This is a genomic window from Ruegeria sp. CH5, from assembly GCF_056537025.1.
In genome coordinates this window covers 12,424-31,205 of sequence record NZ_JBQFQT010000009.1, presented here as the reverse complement: position 1 = coordinate 31,205, position 18,782 = coordinate 12,424, and the positions used below count along the sequence as shown (strand labels likewise).

Genomic DNA, 18,782 nt, shown 5'->3' with positions numbered 1-18,782 from the left:
TTTGAAGTACTTGAAAGAGGCAGGTTTGGTCATGGGCAAAAGCTACGCAACCGTCCTGCCTGCCTCAAGACAAGTTCTTCTGACAAGACCCAGATGACAATTGAGGAACTTTTGGTCGATTAATCTCATTGTCCGAGCAAAACCCACCAAGTGAGCTTCAGCGCTGCTTTCGTTTAACCGAAATAATGCATCCAGAGTGTTTTGGATGCCGTGCAGGGACATCTCGTGCCATAGCGTCCACGTTTCCGAGGTGCCGCAACGCTCCGTTGTTCAGCAACACACCGCGCCCTGCATCGTAACGGCGCTGTCCAAATCCGCTGGCAACGCATTCCCAGTTTTCCTTGGCCGCTGCGTTGCGGAACCTGGGTAAGTCGTGCGGGTCATGCCGTCCAGGTGTTGCTGCAACATGATCGTGTTTCTTTGAATTGCTTTGGTGGGTCAAATGGTGGGTCACCTGTGTTGTGCCAGTTGGCTGGACAGTACCGGTCGTCGGCCTTGGCTTTGGGCGCATAACTGTCACGACGCCTTGTGGTTTCGGATGTCCTGGGACGGCCACGTGAGTTGCCGTAGGTTTTGGTGTCAACTGTGGAACTTGACCAGGAACCGCTATGGGAACCTGGTTGGGAGTCGCGGTTGGAACGAGCGTTGGCACATTGGGTTGAGGCGGAACCTGACCAGGAACAGCGACTGGTATTTGGTTGGGTGTTGCTGTCGGCACCAGGGGCGGCACATTGGGTTGAGGCGGAACCTGGCCAGGGACAGCGACTGGTATTTGGTTAGGTGTTGCTGTCGGCACCAAGGGCGGCACATTGGGTTGAGGCGGAACCTGGCCAGGGACAGCTATCGGAACTTGATTGGGAGTCGCAGTCGGAACTTGCGGCGGCACAGTAGTCGGTCCGGTAGCCAACGGCGGAACCTGATTGGGAACGGCTGTCGGAACCCGGTTTGGTGTCGGGTTTGGCACCAATGGCGGAGCTAGTGTCGGCGCTACGATCGGCGTTGGCACCTGACCGGGTACCGCTATTGGTGTCGCGATAGGAACCCGCCCGGGAATTGCGTTCGGGACCGCGCCCGGTGCAAGGACCGGCACTGTAACGGACGTCGGCGTTTGCGGCGTTCCTCGAGGTGGCAACTGATTTGCCACCGGCTGCGTTGGGCCGGTAATTTGATTGCCTGGCCCTTGCCCACCGGTCTGCCCGCATCCTTGGCCGGACTGGTGTGGGTTCCCTACACCTCGGCACCAACCGTATTGGTTTCCGCGGGCAAAGACCTGCGTAGCGGCCAGTCCAGCAATCAAACAAGCTGCGGAAAGTAAAGCAATGCGGTTCCGTTTCATAACATCCTCACCAACTTGTTGTCAGAGCAAGATACGCGCCAGGATCGCCAGAGTCGGTCAAAGGACCGTCCCTCAAAGGAACACCGACATATCCGGACAAGAATAGGTTTTGCTTAAACTCAATGTCCAAACCCAGACCTGTCGATGCCAGTGTAGCACTTTCAACTTCAAAACTCGCAGGGTCATTGTTCGAGATGTACCCCACGTCGATAAAAGCAAAGGGTGTTAAGCGATGTATGCTCTGGGACCTGGGGAAGTAGGAATGAGACACTTCGAAAATCGCGGAGATCCCGGAATCACCATCTACCTCGTCAAAACGATATCCGCGCAAAGCATAACGATCACCAAGGAAGTACTCCTCTACCGAGGGCAGCCGGTCGGTTGTGAACTGGCCCCAGATCTCAGTGCGCCAAGCTGTGTTGGGCGATATGCCCGTAAGCGGGCTTTCGTATCCAATGCCGCCCCGTAGATGCCAGAATGAGGAGTCGCCGTCGTCAAAATTCGCGTCCGTCGTATTATTGTTGCCAAACGATAAGGTTAATCCCGCCTCCAAAGTTTGCCCTTTTGAATAGTTCTGCCCATAGAGATACGTTAGGCCGACGACACCTGCGTCACTGGATAATGGCACGCCGCCACTGACTGAGTCCGCCTCGGAAAGGCGATAATCCAGTAGAAGATATCCATAACGGGCCACATCGCGGATCACGGGGTAGCCCAACGCGACGGTGAAGTTCTCGCCATCAACATCTGTTCTTGCAAACTCCCCCGAGAGGTCACGTTTTGCATTTATGTTTCCGTAGAAAACCTCACCGTACAGACCATCGCTGTTCAGCGGCGTGCGATAGGTAACAGCGCCCCACAAAGAGTGTTCGTCGTCTTTGTCCCAGTTGTAGTTGCCAGACCCCTCAAATCGCAGCAAATCCCCGACGGTCAGCGTCGAATAAAACTCTTGTACAACATAGAAGCTGAGCGCTTCTCCCAGCTCACGCGGGGGGTTGTCGAGTGTCGCACTACCGGCTTGTTTGCGCAGAGGCTCTCCCAATACTCTCAGCCGAGCACCAGCCTGATCCGGGTAATCAAGTTCGGTCGACACGTCCAAGTCGGGTATGTCCTCGGCGAGCATAACTGCCCGCTCAAATTGTTTGAGAGTTATCGGGTATGCGGTGGTGAGTGGGCGAAAGATCTTTTCCAAGGTTTGGAACGTGCGCGTATCTACCCCTTCAATTTCGATGGTTTGAATGCGTCCTTCATCCACAACTATGCTCTGCCCATCGGTTCCAGGCCAGGCCTCAGCCAAGAAGTAACCGTCTTCTCGGTAGATCTGCGTAATCGTTGATGCGACATCCGCCGCTGTGATGCGCCCCGACCGGTCAAAGGCCAACTGACCGGCAAACGTTAACAGCTCATCGGTATCATACACCGTTACGCCACTGACAGAGTGCTGGGATGCGATGTCCCAAGTTTGGGCCATGCTGTATTTTGGGACTGATACAATAGCCAAAAAAGTGCAAATGATCGCAATTACAACCGAGTTGGTTACGGGCATTTTCTACAACCTTAGCATGATTGAGCATGTTAAAACCCAATCCTATTACGAGGTTTGAATGTCTGAGCTTACCGGTACTCAAATTTGATCACGACTGGTGCTTTCGAGATACACAGCGACCAGATTACAGTGCGCCTTCGTCGCCCAGGAACTCGATACCAGCTGTCGCGCCATCACTGTAAGCAATGCAATTCCAAGGAGCACGGTCCTCACCAACACCGACAGTGACTTGTGTTCCAGCTTCGCTAAACGCGGATGAGAGCACAACGACTTGCGAATTGTTCGTTGTTTTGGCTACATCTCGCAAACACGCCTGCTGAGCGGGTGTGAGTTCGGCGGACGCGCTAGACGTACTCGTTTCGTCACATGCCGCAAGCAATGCAAACAAAGTTGTGCCTGCAATCATCACTGTCTTTTTGGTCATTTTCTTCTCCATCAGGGTCCATCGAATCTAGTGAAATTGGATGCTCCTTTTTGAAGCGTCCGCTTCTACTCAGCCAATTGAGCACAGCTCGATCCGGTGCTTACCTATCTCAAAGATTTGTCGCCAACGGATTGGTCGGGGGAACGATATCGAGTTGATTGCCGGGGCCGACAACAACGGAGGTAAAATAAAGTTGTGTCGAATTCGCATGTTTGAATCTAATTTTTAATAAATCAATATTTTTTCCGCGTGTAAATTTCCCTACGCTCTCGTACGATAGGCCTCTGCGTTCAAACAAAAAAGTAAGTGGGAGCTACGAGTGTGTTCCCCTGAGCGGCGAAGCGATTTGAGGCCGCACAAAAACAATGAAGGGATTGAAAGATGGGATTTGGTGAAGCCGCTAAGACGTGTTTCTCGAAATACTTCCAGTTCTCCGGTCGGGCTATACGCTCAGAATACTGGTGGTTCTTCTTGTTTGTGGTTCTCGTGAGTGCTGCCTTAGCGGTGCTGGATACGATCATATTCGGGACCAACCCCGAAACAGGCCAGGGATCTCGGGTCCTGTCCTCTGTTTTCCAACTGGCCGTTCTTATACCTATGCTGGCCGCCGGTTGGCGGAGACTGCATGATACAGGACGACCTGGCTGGTATTTGCTGCTGCCGATGGCGCTCAGCATTACAACGCTCTTTGTTATGCTGGGTGGGGTGGCGATCTTCTCGGTATTGGAGCAAGGGACGGAAAACCCCGATGCATTGCGAGGACCTGCGGCCGTCCTGGGCGTGACCGGTATTGTTGTTGTCTCAATTCTTCAATTGGTTCTGTCCATTCTGATGATCTGGTGGTTGACGCGCCCTTCGGAAGAAGGCGCAAACGAATACGGCGAGCCTGTTTCCTGACCTGGTTGTCCGGGCAACGGGCCGGAATTTCTGCTGAATGACAGTGCGAACCGTAACTCAATGGAGAGAAAAAATGAGCTTCAAAACCATTTCCATTGGAATGCTACTGATGGCAGGAGCGACCACAGCATCAGCGGAGTGGTCGTTCAACTCCGGGCCTAATCCCAATGCATTTAATCAAACCGGAAACATGACCCTGGAACTTCAGTGTAACCGTATCCGCTTCGCTCCAGCTGGATATGAGGACAGCCAGGACATTGTGGAGAAGCAAGGGCTTTCCATTCGTTTTTTGAAGAACGGCACTACCGAGGTTGGGGCATTTCAGGTTGGCGCAGAAAACGCTGCCGTGCAGATCGTCGACAACTATCCCGTCGAGGTCAGTTTCAATAGTCAAGAGGACTATGGTTTTGTACTGGACCAGCTTGCGGCCAATGCATCGGTTAATCTGTCGATGATTGATCAAGATGTCAGCTACGGAATCTTTGACTTGAAGGGTTCCAGCGCAGCAATTCGGTCCCTTCGTTCCGCCTGCGACTCAGATGCTAGCCAAGGGACCTCCTACGAAGCACCCGAAGGCATCGTCTATTGTGGTGGCGGAGCGAAAAAACGCCAAATCGAATATGTAATTCTGGACAATCCAGAGGGGGAGTGGGACGCGCGAGTAACGGTCAACGGCGAGTCGATCAGAGCCATGACGGCCTACAGTTACTTCGGAAACTATGAGCCGCCCGCCGGATTTGTCGTCGCCCTGCTTGGGGAAGACAGGTCCGAGTTTCTGATTTTTAGCGAAGGCTCGGTAAACTGGCTGGAATACGGGGACTACAGATATGATCAGTGCAATTGATGCCACCTTCCAAACAGCTTCCCAAATAGTGCGTCAATTGAAAGGTTTAGTTTCCAGGTTTGTGCTGGTCTCTGGTCTAGTATGGAACTCACCAGCTGTCGCGGCTGATGTATCGCAACTTCCGCCCGGTTTGCAGGCGAAGGTTGATCTGGCGGCACAGGCCTGCGCGGAGTTCAACGACGGTCAGTTTGACTTAGACTGGGGTGCGGTTGAGAGGGTCGATCTCGACGGAGATCTACGACGCGACTGGGTTCTGAATGAGTCTGGTTTCGCGTGTTCAAGCGCCGCATCTCTTTATTGCGGAACTGGCGGATGCATGTCGCATTTTTGGGTTGGTGAAGAGGTGCAATCCTTGCTCAATCAAGGCTGGACAGTCGTTGATTTTGGGCGCCAACGCGTTGTTGTGGCAGGTATTCATGGATCCGATTGCGACGGAATAAACCCAACGCCTTGCGTTACGGCCAGTGTTTGGGACGCGGACGCTAAAACGTGGCGCTCGTCTGCTGGTGATTGGGAGTAAACTGCAATTGGGCACCGTATAGAAGCCTGAGAGCCTGTTTGTTCGATGGGTTCTCTGTAGCATGCAAACTTTGGGCGAAGTTTCAGCATATTAATTTATAAAATCAATCTTATACATGTAGAAGTTTAAACGCACCTACACCCAGTCTCGGAATTGCAAAATCTTTTTACGAATGTCCGCTTCGGGCTCAAGGCAGACGTTCGCTCACCTACGCTCAATGACTGAATTGCGGACGAAGCGGTCTGTGGTTCTCCAATCAAATCGGCCGACCTTAAGTTTACAGTACACGGTTGTGGAGAGTGAGAAGGATTTGTTGTCTTCACTTCCGGAAGTATAGTGTCTCAATTGGCACCCTTATTGCATGCTGAGCAGGACGTTATGGCTCACGAGCGTCCAGATACCTTCCGGTTAAGCCCTTTTGAGTGTCAGATGGTATCGTCCCAAAATTAGGTTGTTGGTTGTTCGGGTGCGTCACCTAGAGCCAGCAGCAAAAGAATAGCCAAAAGTGGTGATCCAACCAGACCGATCAGGAACCAGATCAAACCGGATCGGTTGCGCCGCCCTGCCATCGTGATCGGCAGGATATAAAGCCAGATCACGACAACCAGCAAGATGAGCATAAAAATCAACTGGATAACTGGTGCGTCCATGAAATTTTGCCTTTCGTATCTTGACGCCATTTTAAAAACGGCTGATCCGGTTAGATAGACAATGGCCCGAAAGCGTTTTCGGGTATTAATTTAGCCCAACATGGGTCCCGGGCGTCCCAACCCTCTCCCTTTGCGTTCCTTGGCTATCAGACAGTGCCGTCCAAATGTTTGGTGTTTTCCGGGTCACAAGGTAGCAAGGTCGGCAAAACGGATAAAGTGGGTGTTCAAGGAACCTTTTAAAGCGCCTTTTCAATGAACTTTGAAAAAAGCTCACCCTGCGAGTTGATCCTAAGTTTCGCGTAAATGTTGCGTCTGTGGATGCGGACTGTGCCTGGAGAGATGCCGAGAATTGTGCCAACAGCTTCTGCCGAATGGCCCTTCAATGTGAACTCAACGACTTCTCGTTCTCGTGGCGTCAGAACGCCATCGCCAAATGCCTGGAATGCTAGATCAACGCGACGACTAACGCCATTCGCTGCGGCGCCGCGGGCCATCGTTGGAAAGTCACTCCAATGTTTGCAACAGGCTGCCCGAACGAGCGGCCATAGAGCGTGCAAATGACGAATTTCCTTGGCGGAAAAAGGCTTCTCTGCTCGCATGAGCGAGACCACAACCATCCCAGCGCCTGGGATATCGATAAAGTAGCCAATCTCCTCTGCTAACCCAGTCCTTTTGTAATAGCTGCGATAGTATTCGCCCTGATAGAACCTGTCCGGTGCGATATCGCGCATGCGGTACAGACCCGGTGTTATTGGTTTTGTCGCGGCCAAAAAAAATGGATCAAGTACGTAGGGCCCGGCTTGGTAATCCTCAACAAAAATACGCCGTTTGCTTTTGGGGAAATCGTCGTGAAGGTCTATTGGTGCTTCGGTTCCAACATGGCCAAACACCACCGTAAAATCAAATGGTGCGACCTGCCGTAAGCCATCTGCCAAAGCACATGGAAATTCTGGGGTTCCGATCTTCTCCACGACCCTGCCGGCCTCTTCCATCCAATCGTACACACGCCGCTCCAGATTTTCGAAAAGCACCTCTATACCCCAATTGTGGTATATACAGTTATTCCGAGTTATTGTTACTTTTTCCTTGTTTGAGTGGTATGCCAACAAATGCCAAAAAATCAAGCAAAAGGAAAACGGCAGTATATGAGCTTTGACATGAGCGTCACCATGCAGACGATTGCGGAACTCCGAGGAGTGACCAAGACCTTCGGGAATGTGGTCGCCGCCAAAGACCTGAATCTTTCCATTGGGAAAGGAGAGTTCCTGTCGTTCTTAGGCCCATCTGGTTGCGGCAAAACCACTGCGCTTAGAATGTTGGCAGGTTTCGAGAAGCCAACCGAAGGTCAGGTGTTGCTCGATGGAGAAGTCGTCAACGACTTGGATGCGCACCATCGCCCAGTCAACATGGTGTTTCAGCACTATGCTCTTTTTCCTCACCTAAGCGTGTTCGACAACATCGCGTACGGCCTGCGCCAACAACGACCACGCGGAGACAAACAAACAATCGCGACAAAGGTTGAGCAAGCGCTGGAAACTGTCCGTCTTGGTGGGTTTGGCCCACGTCGCATCTGGGAGATGTCTGGTGGTCAGCAGCAACGCGTCGCTTTGGCGCGTGCGATCGTAAACGAGCCCAAGCTTTTGCTGCTTGATGAACCAATGGCTGCTCTGGATCGAAAGCTTCGAAAAGAAATGCAGTTTGAACTGCAGAACCTGCAACGACAACTAGGGATAACTTTTGTCCTCGTCACGCACGACCAAGAAGAAGCGCTTTCAATGTCCGACCGAATTTGTGTGATGGAAGGCGGCAGTATTGTGCAGGTTGGCAGCCCACGCGAACTCTATGACATGCCCCGCAGCCGCTACGTGGCTGGATTTGTAGGCACCTCAAATTTCTTTGATGCAACTGTGACTGACTCAGCAGCCGACCAAATCACTGTGCGTTTAGCGAGTGGCCAAAAGGTGCACGGAACTCCGGAGATTCCAATAGATGCAGGGCAGGAAGTGTGCGTTAGTATCCGTCCTGAACAGATCACGCTGACCCGCGCGCTACCCACAGCTGAAATCGCTCTGCCAGTTACCATTCAAAATCGGATCTTCCTTGGGGAGCACACAGAATACCTTGCGCGCAACGAAGCACTGGGTGATTTCCATGTACTTGTGCCAAGGCAAGCGGAATTGAACGAGGGGACGTTCAATGCAGGAGAGCAGGCCTTTGTTTCATGGGGCGAAGGCGCACTGCTGATCCTGGAAAAATAACAAATCCCGCAATCCAACAACAGAGAGGTTCACAATGACCAAGGATAATGGGACTATTTCCAAGCAAAAGTTCATGGAAGAGCTTCGCCGGTACCAAAAGGGTTCGGTTACACGGCGACATTTCTTAGGCGTGACAGGTCTTGGGATGGCAACGGCCGTTCTGGGCACGGCCATTCCTGGGTTGCGTCCACGCCCGGCATTTGCTGCCGGGGACATTGGCGACCGAGTGATCCTCGCCACATGGCCGAACTACCATGACGAGATGAACTTCGAAGCCTTCACGGAAGCCACTGGCGCCCATGTTCAGGTCAATGTTTTTGGCTCGAATGAAGAGATGTTGGCAAAACTACAGGCTGGAGGGTCTGGCTGGGACGTTTTCGTTCCAACCAACTACACGATCACTACGTATGTGGGTGAAGATCTGATCATCCCGCTCGATACGTCCAAACTGCCAAACTACGACGCAGGTTCATTCGAACAGCGCTTTTCCGATGCCGGTTCTGTCGATGGCCAGCTTTACGCGGTCCCAAAAAACTGGGGCACGACTGGCTTTGCAGTGAACACCAGCAAGCTTGACGGCGCTCCGACTCCAACCACATGGAAAGAGTTCTGGGACCTTACTATGGAAGGTTACTCAGGCCGGACAATGGTGCATGATTACCAACTCACCACCATCGGTAATGCCCTGAAATACTTCGGCTACTCCTTCAACTCGGTCGATGAGAAGGAACTGGCGGATGCCGAGAAATTGTTACTGGATGCCAAACCGCATCTGTTTGCAATCTCGTCGGATTATCAGCCACCGATGCGTAACGGTGACGCCTGGATGACGATGTGCTGGACAGGTGACGGCAAGCAGATGAATGTCGACATGCCTGAAATCGCCTACGTTCTGGGAACTGAGGGCGGTGAACTCTGGTCCGACTACTACGCTATTCCTAAGGGCGCACCCCATATGGATGCCGCTTATGCCTTGATCGACTTCCTGCTGAACCCGGAAGTTAATGCGAAAGAAGTCCTCGCCCACGGCTATCCATCGGCTGATGCTCGCACCAATGCGTTGCTGCCGAAGGAACTACTGGAAGATCCGATCCTTTATCCGGCAGCTGACCTTCTGAATGCACTCGAGTTCGGCGCGGCGGCTACACTAACCGATCCAAACCGTGCCGAGTTGCTCGCCCGCTTCAAGTCGGCCTAAGCGGCAAGGCCGCCAATATCGGAAAAGACGAGGACAAAATGACCGAACGAGGCAGAAAAGCACTGTTGCTGGCTCCAGCAGGAATATGGCTTTTGGTAATGCTAGCCCTTCCTCTGCTGGTCGTCTTCGTCTTTTCCTTTGGCGAACGGGGTGCCGCCGGAGGCTACGTTCCAGCGTTCACGTTGGAACAATATGCCAACCTTCCTGCGCGATGGACGGCGTTTAAGAACACTTTGATCCTTGCACCTCTGGGGACTATCGCTGCGTTGGTAATTGCCTACCCGCTCGCCTACTTTCTTGCAGTGCGTTGTTCACCAAAGTGGAGAACTTCGCTGTTGATCCTAGTGATCGTGCCGTTCTGGACATCGATCCTGATCCGGTCATACGCTTGGATTTTCATCCTTGGGGGGCGTGGCTTGCCCGCTTTACTGGAGTCGATCGGCATCGATGATATCCGCCTGATAAATACGCCGTTCGCTGTGCTTGTCGGGATTGTCTATGGGTATCTACCTCTGATGGTTTTCCCGATTTTTGTAAGCTTAGACAAACTGGATAAACGCCTTCTGGAAGCATCGGCTGATCTCGGCTCTACCCCATGGCGTACGTTCCGTCAGGTGACACTTCCTTTGTCGGTACCTGGTATCGCAACTGGCTGCATGCTGGTCTTCATCTTGCTGATGGGCGAGTTTCTGATCCCAGCGATCTTGGGCGGCGGAAAGGTCTTTTTCGTCGGAAATGCGCTGGTGGACCTGTTCCTGCAGTCTCGGAACTGGGCGTACGGATCGGCGGTCGCAATGACTCTGGTTGTCGTAATGCTTGTCACTGTCTCAATTTACATGAAATTCATCTCGCGCCTGGGTGGCCAGCGCGAAGATGTCTCGCTGATGTGAGGGTCCGATGCGCTTATACGCGATTTGCGTCTACCTTTTTCTCTATATTCCAATCGGCATCATCGCGCTTTTCAGCTTTAATGCCGGACGACACGCAAGCCAGTTCATGGGGTTCTCGACCCAATGGTATGGTAGAGCGCTGAACAACCCATTTGTAATGGACGCGCTCGAGACCAGTCTGCTTGCGGCATTAATAACTGCTTGCCTCGCATCCACTCTCGGAACCATGGCGGCCATCGCTTTACAAGGGGTTAAGGGATGGCTCCGAACTTTATTTGATGCGATGATTTATATTGCGATAATGATACCCGGTATCGTCATCGGCATCGCGACACTCATTGCCCTGGTCACCGTATTCGGCTGGCTAAACCCGCTTCTTGCAAGCCTATGGCCCGATGGAGCAAATCCCCCGCAACTTTCCATGGGGATGCCCACGCTTGTCGCCGCCCACACCATGTTCACAATGGCGCTGGTCATAATCATCGTACGTGCAAGGCTATCGGGTATGGACCGCGCGCTCATGGAAGCTTCGGCTGACCTCTTTGCGACGCCCTGGGGCACCTTTCGACAGGTGACCCTGCCGTTGATAGCACCGGCAATTTTGGCAGGCTTCCTGCTCAGCTTCACTTTCTCATTTGATGATTTCATCATCGCGTTCTTCGTAGCTGGCTCAGAAACAACCCTGCCAATCTACATATTCTCATCCATCCGGCGCGGGGTAACACCCGAGATCAATGCCATCGGCACTATGGTTATGGGCGCGTCGCTCTTGTTGCTCGTAGCAGCGCAGCTGCTTTTGCGCCGAGGCGCCTCAAAATCGAATAATTAAATAAAGGAGCCAAGTGACATGCGGCTTGCAGGTAAGGTCGCGCTCGTGACGGGCGCGGGATCAGGAATTGGTCGGGCGGGTTCAATGGCAATGGCACAAGAGGGTGCGCATGTTGTGGTAACCGATCGCGATGCAACACTTGCTGAAGCCACTGTGGCCGCGATCGTAGCGCAGGGAAATCAAGCATCTGCCATACAGCTTGATGTGACCGATGACGATGCCCTTACCAGAACCATAGACGAAGCAGTTAAAAACTTCGGTCGGCTTGACGTGTTGCACTCTCACGCTGGGTTGCAGATCGAAGGAACGCTGGAAGAAGTGGAACCAGATGGAATGGATGCTTCTTGGGCATTGAATGTCCGCGCTCACTTCATTGCCGCGCGTGCAGCCGTCGCCCATATGAAATCACAAGGTGGAGGCAGCGTGATCGTCACGGCCTCCAATTCTGGGGTTCAATATGACCGGGGTATGATCGCCTATGCGACTACAAAGCACGCTGCTGTTGCGATGGTTCGGCAGATGGCAGCCGACTACGCTGTCCATGCAATCCGTTTCAATGCCCTATGTCCAGGATTTGTAGACACCCCTTTCAATGCAGGCTTCGAAAAGCAGATGGGAGGCCGTGCCAAACTGGAAAGCTACATCGAGCAGGCGATCCCCATGAGTCGATGGGCGACAGTTGAAGAGATTGGCCATGGGATTGTCTATTTAGCTTCAGATGAATCCGCTTTTATGACGGGGCAAGCCCTGGTTATCGATGGCGGTGAATGCATTTAGTGATGGGTTAGACCGCTCAAGAGAATGTCTATCGCCGCAATTCATTTTGGCGAGCACATTTCAGTCCGCTTTGGGCTCGAGGCAGACGTTCGCTCACCTACGCTCAATGACTGCATTGCGGACAACGCTGCCATCCGCATTTTTTTCCAAAGGACCGCAGACAGCCCAAAACGGACATTCGCAATTAGACTTTGCAATTCCCGAGAAGCGTAGCAGATCAACCATTTGCTCGCGCCGCGAGTGCTTGCGCAGCATCAGTTCACAGGAGCGGCACGAATGTCGATGCGTTGCTGCTGATGACGTCAGGCCAGTCATTCATAGCCACGAGGAAACCTTGATCACGTACCGCTCTGTCGCCGCACTCAGGCTCGACAAGAGAGACGCGGACTTAGGTGCTGTCAGACAAATTCGAACCAGTCTCAGTGTGCCGCGGGAACCGCGAACCTATCCGGAACAAAGCTGACGCCACTCGGCGAGAGCGGCGGTGCGTGTCAGCTTGAAGGTATCTCTGCTGCTTAGCGATCTTTGCTGGTTGAAGTGGTTGTAGACGGAAGAGTGGACGGAGGCGAATTTCTGTAAACTTCGCATGCGCCTGAAACGTTGCATCGCGCGTTCGCGTCGTCGAAACGGCAGGTGCGAATTCTCGACGCGGTTGTTGAGCCACCTGCCCGTCTGTTGTTTTTCGAGCGCGCCCATTTCTCTGAGCGCAGCCTTGTAGGAAGCGAAGCGATCTGTGACGATCTCTTCGGCGCAACCGTGCCGCTTTATCAATTTCTTGAGGAATTTCAGTGCTGCAGCTTTGTTTCGGCGTTTGGTGACAACGGCTTCCAGCACCTCACCTTCGTGATCAACAGCCCGCCAAAGATAATGCCGCTTGCCATTCACCTTCACAAAAACCTCGTCAACGTGCCACTTCCATTTGGAGAAGGCGCGCAGTTGCTGAACACGCTTCCGTCGGATCTCAGCTGCAAACATTGGACCAAACCTGTTCCACCAATATCGGACGGTTTCGTGACTCACGTCGATGCCTCGCTCGTGCAACAGATCTTCGACGTTCCGAAGCGAGAGCGGGAAACGGATGTACAGCATCACTGCAGGGCGGATGATCTCTGGGCTGGTTTTGAAGTACTTGAAAGAGGCCGGATTGGTCATGGGCAAAAGCTACGCAACAACCCTAACTCGCTCAACCAAAGTTCTTCTGACAAGACCATTGCTTGTGTGCGGCGCAGGAAGATCCATACTGTCATTTGAATGGCCAAATGCCGCTCTCTTTTTGGGGAAAAACGCTTATGAAGTTCATTTTATCGATGGCAGTTGTTTCATTTGCCATGCCTCTGTCAGCATTTGCACAGGATCAAGGCCACAACCATGGTGGTTCCCCGTATGCCGGGTTCGAGGCACGTGAGATCAAAAGTCTATCCGATCAAGACATCGCAGAACTTCGTCGCGGCGGTGGATGGGGACTGGCTCTTCCGGCGGAGTTGAATGGCCTTCCTGGCCCGGCCCATCTGCTAGAACTTCAAGAAGAACTTGCGCTTTCCAGCGATCAGGTTGCTGCAATTACCCTGATATTTGAAGAGATGCGAGCCGAGGCCATAGCGGCAGGAGAAAACTTCATAGCAGCTGAAGCAGCAGTTAGCGCAGCTTTTGAAGAGGCCGACCTTACACAAGAGGAACTCGCGGGGCTTTTGGCGAGAGCTGCTGAAGCCCGGGCAGCGTTGCGTTTGGTTCATTTGTCCAGACATCTCGCGACACCCGCTCTTCTGAGTGACGAGCAAGTTCGAAAATACAGCGTCTTGCGCGGGTACTCAGATGATCCATGCGCCACAGTCCCGGAAGGACATGACCCAACAATGTGGCGGCGTCACAACGGTTGTGATGGGTAAGCCGACCTCCGTTCGTCTCGCAGCGTAAGGGCATTGGGCGCGAAGCAGGCAGTCGCTGCCGCGCGACTCTGGCAGGCACGCTGAACGACCGCTGTGCGGACGGAGTGATCCTTCGCTGTGTTTGACCCAAGGGCAGCTATCGGCCCAAACCTGCCGTTGGTCGCGCTTCAGGGTTTCTGCAGTCGCAGCCCGCATTGCGGACATTCGCTGCGAGTGCCTGTTAGGGAAGTCGGCAAACCCGACGAAGCTACCGTTCGTATCGCCTAATCCAAGGTCCGCAATCTTGGCTTCAGGCTATCCCTGTCGCCACGTGTCGGTCGTGGCTCCATTGTCGGGGTGACTGGCCATACATCCGTTTGAACTCGCGGCTGAACTGGGAGAAGCTTTGGTAACCCACATCCCAGGCGGCCTCCGAAACGGTCTTTCCCTCGGCGATTTTCATCGCGGCTTTGTTCAGCCGCATCGATTTCACGAACTGGATCGGCGACATTGTCGTGGCTTCCTTGAAACGCCGATGGAAGACCGCGCGGCTCATGCCCACCCGATCGGCCAAATCGTCGATGGTGACCTGCTTGTTCAGGTGGTTTGCAAGATAGGCGATGGTGCGCGCGATTTCGTTGCCGACGCCAAAGGCACGTCTTGCGGCGGTGCCGGCCTCGCCCATGAGCACCGCGTAGCACAGTTCGCGCAACCGCCCGCACACGAGCCTCGACGGGCTCACCCCGCGGGAGTATCACCAATGGTCAGAAGAGGACCAAACCCTGAACAGAGCTAACCAATAAAAGCGGACTCCAAGGGGAGCAGGTCAGACCAATTCAGATGGGGAGGCTCACAGGCCCGATAAGGGCAACGCGAGACAAAGTTGGTATTCGCTGTTGGTCCAGCTCCAAATCTTTACAACGTCAGACCGGTGCCAGTTAATTTCTTTCGGAGGCTTGTTTGGCAACTTGGTCACCTGCAGTTTCAAATACTACCAGCCCTAGCGGTGCTGCCACGGCGACGAAGGAAAGTTCCTTGACTCTATCGCTGCCACGAACCACAAAAGTGTATTGGTGAAAGTATCTCGTCGCCGCGATGCTGCCGGTTACGATAAACCAATGGCCTTCAGACTAACTGTAGCATGTGCCCCAGCATAGGAACGGGTTTCGCTGGGGTCTTCGCTATGAGCTCGTTCCTCGCAAGCATTTGCAACTGTCACCGGACATGCACCTGTCATCGCGTGACCAAGGAAAGAAGGCGCCGCATGAACAGCACTTGGCACATGAATTGCGTGTTTGATGCCCGATAGATCAGGTCTCTGGCTCCGTTTGGATCAGTCACTCATTGGGTTTACGCGCTGCATACTTTGTTTGATCTCGACACTTTTGGTGTCGCTCTCAGGAACGCAGCTTGCTGCCCAAGTCGCAGGCAATGCCAGTGCAACGGTTTGTGACGAAGGTTTCGAAAACAGAAACGGATCCTGCCAAAGTCCAGACGTACCCCAAAACGCATATTTAACGGGTAGCTCCTATGGCCGCGGGTGGGAATGCAATCACGGTTTTCAGAATGTCGGAGAACTCTGTGAGAAAATAAGAGTTCCGGAAAATGCCTACCTGGCATCAACCGGAGATCAGTGGACGTGCAATCGGCTGTTCCAGCGTGCCGGAGAAGAGTGTGAAGAAGTGATTTCGCCCCAAAATGGGTACGTCGAAACTCGGTTTGGCGTGCAGGAAATACACTGCAACTGGGGATTTCGTAAAGAAAACCAGGATTGTGTTGCAATAGATGTCCCAAAAAACGGTCGTCTGAGCGACAAAAGAAGCTCGGATGGATGGGTGTGCCTCAGAGGTTACAGGGCGGCGGAGAGCAGCTGTGAACCAGTGGCAATTCCACAGGATGCATATCTCGCCCCTGAGACTTTTTCCGGATGGAAATGCGAACGTGGTTTTCGCGCAAACCGGAACAGGTGCGATAAGATTCAAGTTCCTTCCAACGCTCATTTGAACCGAAGAGGTGACGGTTGGGAATGTAATCGTCCATTCACAAGACAGAACGATACGTGCACGGAAAATGTGCCATAACAATGCGTTGGTGGAAACCTATGCCGCATGAGAAATCAGGAAGGACAAAGCCGTGAACAATGACTCGATTGATGAAAACCTGGGCAAAAGCATCAAGGCTGAAAAGGCGCGTCGCCGGTCCAATAGGATAAAGATATCTATTGCATCGGCGGTGTTTGTCGCAGCGATAGTTGTAGTGGTGTTTCTCTGATGCGCAAAAATACCCCTCAAATTACCCTTTCCGGTTCAAAGATGTCAGCTCGAGGTCTGGAACAACGAGCATTTCAGGACCGCAGTGTTCGTAAGTCGCGGAACGCTGACGTATCAGGAGTGATTGAGGAAGAGTTTGGAAAGTACTTGATCAAGGCCGGCGTTCTGAGCGGCGATAGTGTTGCACGGGCGTTTCCCAAACCGCCGGCAAAAACGCAGACAATGATTGCCGATGCAGTTGGAGAAACACCAGCATTGGCTATAGAAGCCTTGAAAGAAATTCTCGAAGAACGAGACAGGAAGCGTAGCGGTCAACGCCGTTTGGAGGGAAACTCCGGAACCCTCGTTCCCAGTGAAAGAGAATATGCCGAGGCATTGCGCCAGATCAGGCTCACCCCTGCGCAGGTCAGGTTGCTGAAAGCACTTACAATCGCGGGCAAGGACGGTCTGACCATTGGTAACTTGTCTCAGGCGGCCGGTTACAAATCGCGCGAAGCCTCTATCAAGGTCTTCAAGAAAATCGGGCTATTGATTGCGGAATATCTGGAGCTGGATCTTCCCGAAGCCGGATCGGCACAGAATGATGGAGCCGCACAGGTTCTGGCATTTTCTCACATCGAAAGTGACGACGAGCCCGCAACTTGGATTATGCATCAGGAACTGCGCGACGCTGTTCGTTCGGTTCTATGACGCACGTTCCAGCCCCCGCTTTTGAAGTGAGCTCTAAATCGGAACAAATGTACGAAAGGTTGGTCACGTAGCTTATGTTGGAGAAACGACCATATCCGCTTGACCTGATTTATGTACCTGTGAAACGGGCAAAAACGCTTGATCAACAAAAAGTTCTGACGCTGGCCGAAGATATTTTGAAAAACGGCCAGAAGACCCCGATCCAGATACGCTCGGACAACAAGAGATTCGTGCTGATTGAAGGCCTTCACCGGTTAGAGGCCATTCGTGCCTTGGGCGGTGACACCGTCGAAGCCTATCTGGTACGCGCCAGGCTACACTAAATGCCTATTGGAATTGGCGTTCGACAAAGCCTCGGAAAATGTCAGCAGGCGCTGGCTTTTTTCGTCCCAAAGATGCAATCGTGCACAGTGAAGGCTCTCATATAGAGTAATACGTTGGCAATTTTCCAACTCAGAATGGTCACGCAAAACTTCGTTTAGCCGATAGAACGGTATGCGGCTGGCGAGGTGGTGAACATGGTGTACACCAATGTTGCCAGAGAACCACCGCAAGATGCCAGGCAAGGCATAGTGAGAACTACCATAGAACGCGGCGTTCTGAAGGTTCCAGCCCTCTTCCCGATCCCAAGTCGTGTGTTCGAACTGGTGTTGAATGTAGAAAAGCCAAATACCAATGGATGATGCGACAATCACGGTTGGCAGGAAAACACACGCCAACACCTCAAAGCCTCCGGCCCATAAAATCAGAGCCAATAACCCTGCAATTGCGGCGTTAGTTCCCATCGCACTTGCCCAGTACAGCCAGCCCGACCGCATGAAACCAACAGGTAAGCGGTATTGAATAAAAAACGTATAGATCGGCGCAACACCGAACAGGACGACTGGGTTCCGGGTCAGACGATACGCGGCACGCCCGAACCAATTCCGTTTCAGGTATTCCTCAATGGTCAATGTAGGGATATCACCCATACCACGCCGATCAAGGTTACCGGTTGAGGCATGGTGAATCGCATGGCTTTGCCGCCAAACGTCATAGGGTGTCACGGTAAGAACACCTAGAACCCGGCCGGTCCAATTGCATGCGTTGCGGTTTCTGAAGAAAGATCCATGACCACAATCATGCATAATGATGAAGATACGGACCAGAAATGCGGCATTCAGGACGGCCAGCAATATTGCGAACCAGACGCTAAATGATAACGTAAACCACGCTAGAGCCCATAGCGCGAATAAGGGGACAACGGTGATCGCAATTTCATAAATACTGCGCTTCGCATCGGGCACACGGTATTGCGCGAGCGCCCGCGTCCAGTCTTTTGGTTGCAACTTACTTGTTCTCCAACGGCTTATAGTTGCCCATTGTGCAAACGGGCACCCAGAAAGGGTGCCCGTAAAAGGTCAGGCCAGTGCCAGATTGGCGGCGCTTTCGCGCCCGTCACGGCCAGCTTCGACGTCAAAAGTAACCTTTTGACCGTCTTTTAATTCGCTAAGGCCGGAACGTTCGACTGCTGAGATATGTACGAACACGTCGCGTTTGCCGTCTTCAGGCTCGATAAAGCCAAAACCTTTGGTCGAGTTGAACCATTTTACTGTGCCATTTGCCATGGTGGAAGTCTCCTAATACTTGCCGCCCGCATCATTGCGGCGACTCGGCGTGGTCGGTCTGAATCGAAAGACTGAACGCCGAATTGGGGAGACAGCAGGTCGAAAAAGAAAAACGTAAGCCGTGTGTATATGGACTTCGAGTACGCACGATACAAGCCCTGATGCATTGGCTAACAACAGA

Annotated in this window: 20 protein-coding genes; 12 read left to right on the top strand and 8 right to left on the bottom strand. The window is 52.8% G+C overall.

The features are described from left to right. Positions 1–1,343: 1,343 nt before the first annotated feature. On the bottom strand, positions 1,344–2,882 hold the full coding sequence (locus ACR0JC_RS18775) for a ShlB/FhaC/HecB family hemolysin secretion/activation protein (protein ID WP_170343557.1): 1,539 nt from the start codon (positions 2,880–2,882) through the stop codon (positions 1,344–1,346). Between the two features lie 124 nt (positions 2,883–3,006). Continuing rightward, complete coding sequence (locus tag ACR0JC_RS18770) at positions 3,007–3,318, bottom strand: hypothetical protein (protein ID WP_254437729.1); 312 nt, start codon at positions 3,316–3,318, stop codon at positions 3,007–3,009. A gap of 369 nt (positions 3,319–3,687) precedes the next feature. On the opposite strand from ACR0JC_RS18770, the gene ACR0JC_RS18765 reads away from it, so the two are divergent. The 3 genes from ACR0JC_RS18765 (at position 3,688) to ACR0JC_RS18755 (ending at position 5,567) form a co-directional block, all read left to right on the top strand. Continuing rightward, positions 3,688–4,203 carry a DUF805 domain-containing protein gene (locus tag ACR0JC_RS18765; RefSeq protein ID WP_170343555.1) on the top strand — a complete coding sequence of 172 codons (516 nt, stop codon included), beginning with the start codon at positions 3,688–3,690 and terminating at the stop codon, positions 4,201–4,203. A 73-nt stretch (positions 4,204–4,276) separates the two neighbouring features. After that, positions 4,277–5,047: a hypothetical protein gene (locus tag ACR0JC_RS18760; protein WP_170343554.1), complete on the top strand. Its 771-nt coding sequence runs from the start codon at positions 4,277–4,279 to the stop codon at positions 5,045–5,047. Continuing rightward, positions 5,031–5,567 carry a hypothetical protein gene (locus ACR0JC_RS18755; RefSeq protein ID WP_170343553.1) on the top strand — a complete coding sequence of 179 codons (537 nt, stop codon included), beginning with the start codon at positions 5,031–5,033 and terminating at the stop codon, positions 5,565–5,567. The genes ACR0JC_RS18760 and ACR0JC_RS18755 overlap by 17 nt, the downstream gene beginning before the upstream one ends. A 446-nt stretch (positions 5,568–6,013) precedes the next feature. Here ACR0JC_RS18755 and ACR0JC_RS18750 read toward each other — a convergent pair whose 3' ends face one another. Next, entirely contained in the window at positions 6,014–6,217 is a 204-nt protein-coding gene (locus ACR0JC_RS18750; RefSeq protein WP_058283652.1) for a hypothetical protein, read from the bottom strand. 236 nt (positions 6,218–6,453) lie between these two features. Then, positions 6,454–7,209, bottom strand: coding sequence for a helix-turn-helix transcriptional regulator (locus tag ACR0JC_RS18745; RefSeq protein ID WP_170343062.1), 756 nt, complete (start codon positions 7,207–7,209; stop codon positions 6,454–6,456). 153 nt (positions 7,210–7,362) lie between these two features. On the opposite strand from ACR0JC_RS18745, the gene ACR0JC_RS18740 reads away from it, so the two are divergent. Genes ACR0JC_RS18740 through ACR0JC_RS18720 form a run of 5 tightly spaced genes read left to right on the top strand, consistent with a single transcriptional unit; the run spans position 7,363 to position 12,169 of the window. Continuing rightward, on the top strand, positions 7,363–8,475 hold the full coding sequence (locus ACR0JC_RS18740) for an ABC transporter ATP-binding protein (protein ID WP_170343552.1): 1,113 nt from the start codon (positions 7,363–7,365) through the stop codon (positions 8,473–8,475). 34 nt (positions 8,476–8,509) lie between these two features. Then, positions 8,510–9,673 carry an ABC transporter substrate-binding protein gene (locus tag ACR0JC_RS18735; RefSeq protein WP_093962198.1) on the top strand — a complete coding sequence of 388 codons (1,164 nt, stop codon included), beginning with the start codon at positions 8,510–8,512 and terminating at the stop codon, positions 9,671–9,673. Between the two features lie 38 nt (positions 9,674–9,711). Further along, on the top strand, positions 9,712–10,563 hold the full coding sequence (locus tag ACR0JC_RS18730) for an ABC transporter permease (protein WP_093962199.1): 852 nt from the start codon (positions 9,712–9,714) through the stop codon (positions 10,561–10,563). 7 nt (positions 10,564–10,570) lie between these two features. Then, complete coding sequence (locus ACR0JC_RS18725; RefSeq protein ID WP_093962200.1) at positions 10,571–11,392, top strand: ABC transporter permease; 822 nt, start codon at positions 10,571–10,573, stop codon at positions 11,390–11,392. An 18-nt stretch (positions 11,393–11,410) separates the two neighbouring features. Next, positions 11,411–12,169, top strand: coding sequence for an SDR family NAD(P)-dependent oxidoreductase (locus tag ACR0JC_RS18720; RefSeq protein WP_170343551.1), 759 nt, complete (start codon positions 11,411–11,413; stop codon positions 12,167–12,169). A gap of 444 nt (positions 12,170–12,613) precedes the next feature. Here ACR0JC_RS18720 and ACR0JC_RS18715 read toward each other — a convergent pair whose 3' ends face one another. Continuing rightward, on the bottom strand, positions 12,614–13,321 hold the full coding sequence (locus ACR0JC_RS18715; RefSeq protein WP_480764013.1) for an IS6 family transposase: 708 nt from the start codon (positions 13,319–13,321) through the stop codon (positions 12,614–12,616). A gap of 137 nt (positions 13,322–13,458) precedes the next feature. Between ACR0JC_RS18715 and ACR0JC_RS18710 the strand changes: the two genes are divergently transcribed. Then, positions 13,459–14,055: a hypothetical protein gene (locus tag ACR0JC_RS18710; RefSeq protein ID WP_174822143.1), complete on the top strand. Its 597-nt coding sequence runs from the start codon at positions 13,459–13,461 to the stop codon at positions 14,053–14,055. A gap of 289 nt (positions 14,056–14,344) precedes the next feature. Here ACR0JC_RS18710 and ACR0JC_RS18705 read toward each other — a convergent pair whose 3' ends face one another. Then, entirely contained in the window at positions 14,345–14,719 is a 375-nt protein-coding gene (locus tag ACR0JC_RS18705; RefSeq protein WP_254429037.1) for a helix-turn-helix domain-containing protein, read from the bottom strand. Between the two features lie 1,448 nt (positions 14,720–16,167). Between ACR0JC_RS18705 and ACR0JC_RS18700 the strand changes: the two genes are divergently transcribed. The 3 genes from ACR0JC_RS18700 (at position 16,168) to ACR0JC_RS18690 (ending at position 17,317) form a co-directional block, all read left to right on the top strand. Beyond that, entirely contained in the window at positions 16,168–16,305 is a 138-nt protein-coding gene (locus ACR0JC_RS18700) for a hypothetical protein (protein WP_170343549.1), read from the top strand. Continuing rightward, the gene (locus ACR0JC_RS18695) at positions 16,305–16,994 is read left to right on the top strand and encodes a hypothetical protein (protein WP_170343548.1); all 690 of its coding nucleotides are present in this window, start codon (positions 16,305–16,307) and stop codon (positions 16,992–16,994) included. The genes ACR0JC_RS18700 and ACR0JC_RS18695 overlap by 1 nt, the downstream gene beginning before the upstream one ends. Positions 16,995–17,068: 74 nt before the next feature. Further along, the gene (locus tag ACR0JC_RS18690; protein WP_039524390.1) at positions 17,069–17,317 is read left to right on the top strand and encodes a ParB N-terminal domain-containing protein; all 249 of its coding nucleotides are present in this window, start codon (positions 17,069–17,071) and stop codon (positions 17,315–17,317) included. Here ACR0JC_RS18690 and ACR0JC_RS18685 read toward each other — a convergent pair. After that, positions 17,309–18,322 (bottom strand): fatty acid desaturase, encoded by a 1,014-nt coding sequence (locus ACR0JC_RS18685; RefSeq protein WP_170343547.1) that lies wholly within the window; start codon positions 18,320–18,322, stop codon positions 17,309–17,311. The genes ACR0JC_RS18690 and ACR0JC_RS18685 overlap by 9 nt on opposite strands. Positions 18,323–18,394: 72 nt before the next feature. After that, on the bottom strand, positions 18,395–18,601 hold the full coding sequence (locus tag ACR0JC_RS18680) for a cold-shock protein (RefSeq protein ID WP_170328727.1): 207 nt from the start codon (positions 18,599–18,601) through the stop codon (positions 18,395–18,397). Positions 18,602–18,782: the final 181 nt, after the last annotated feature.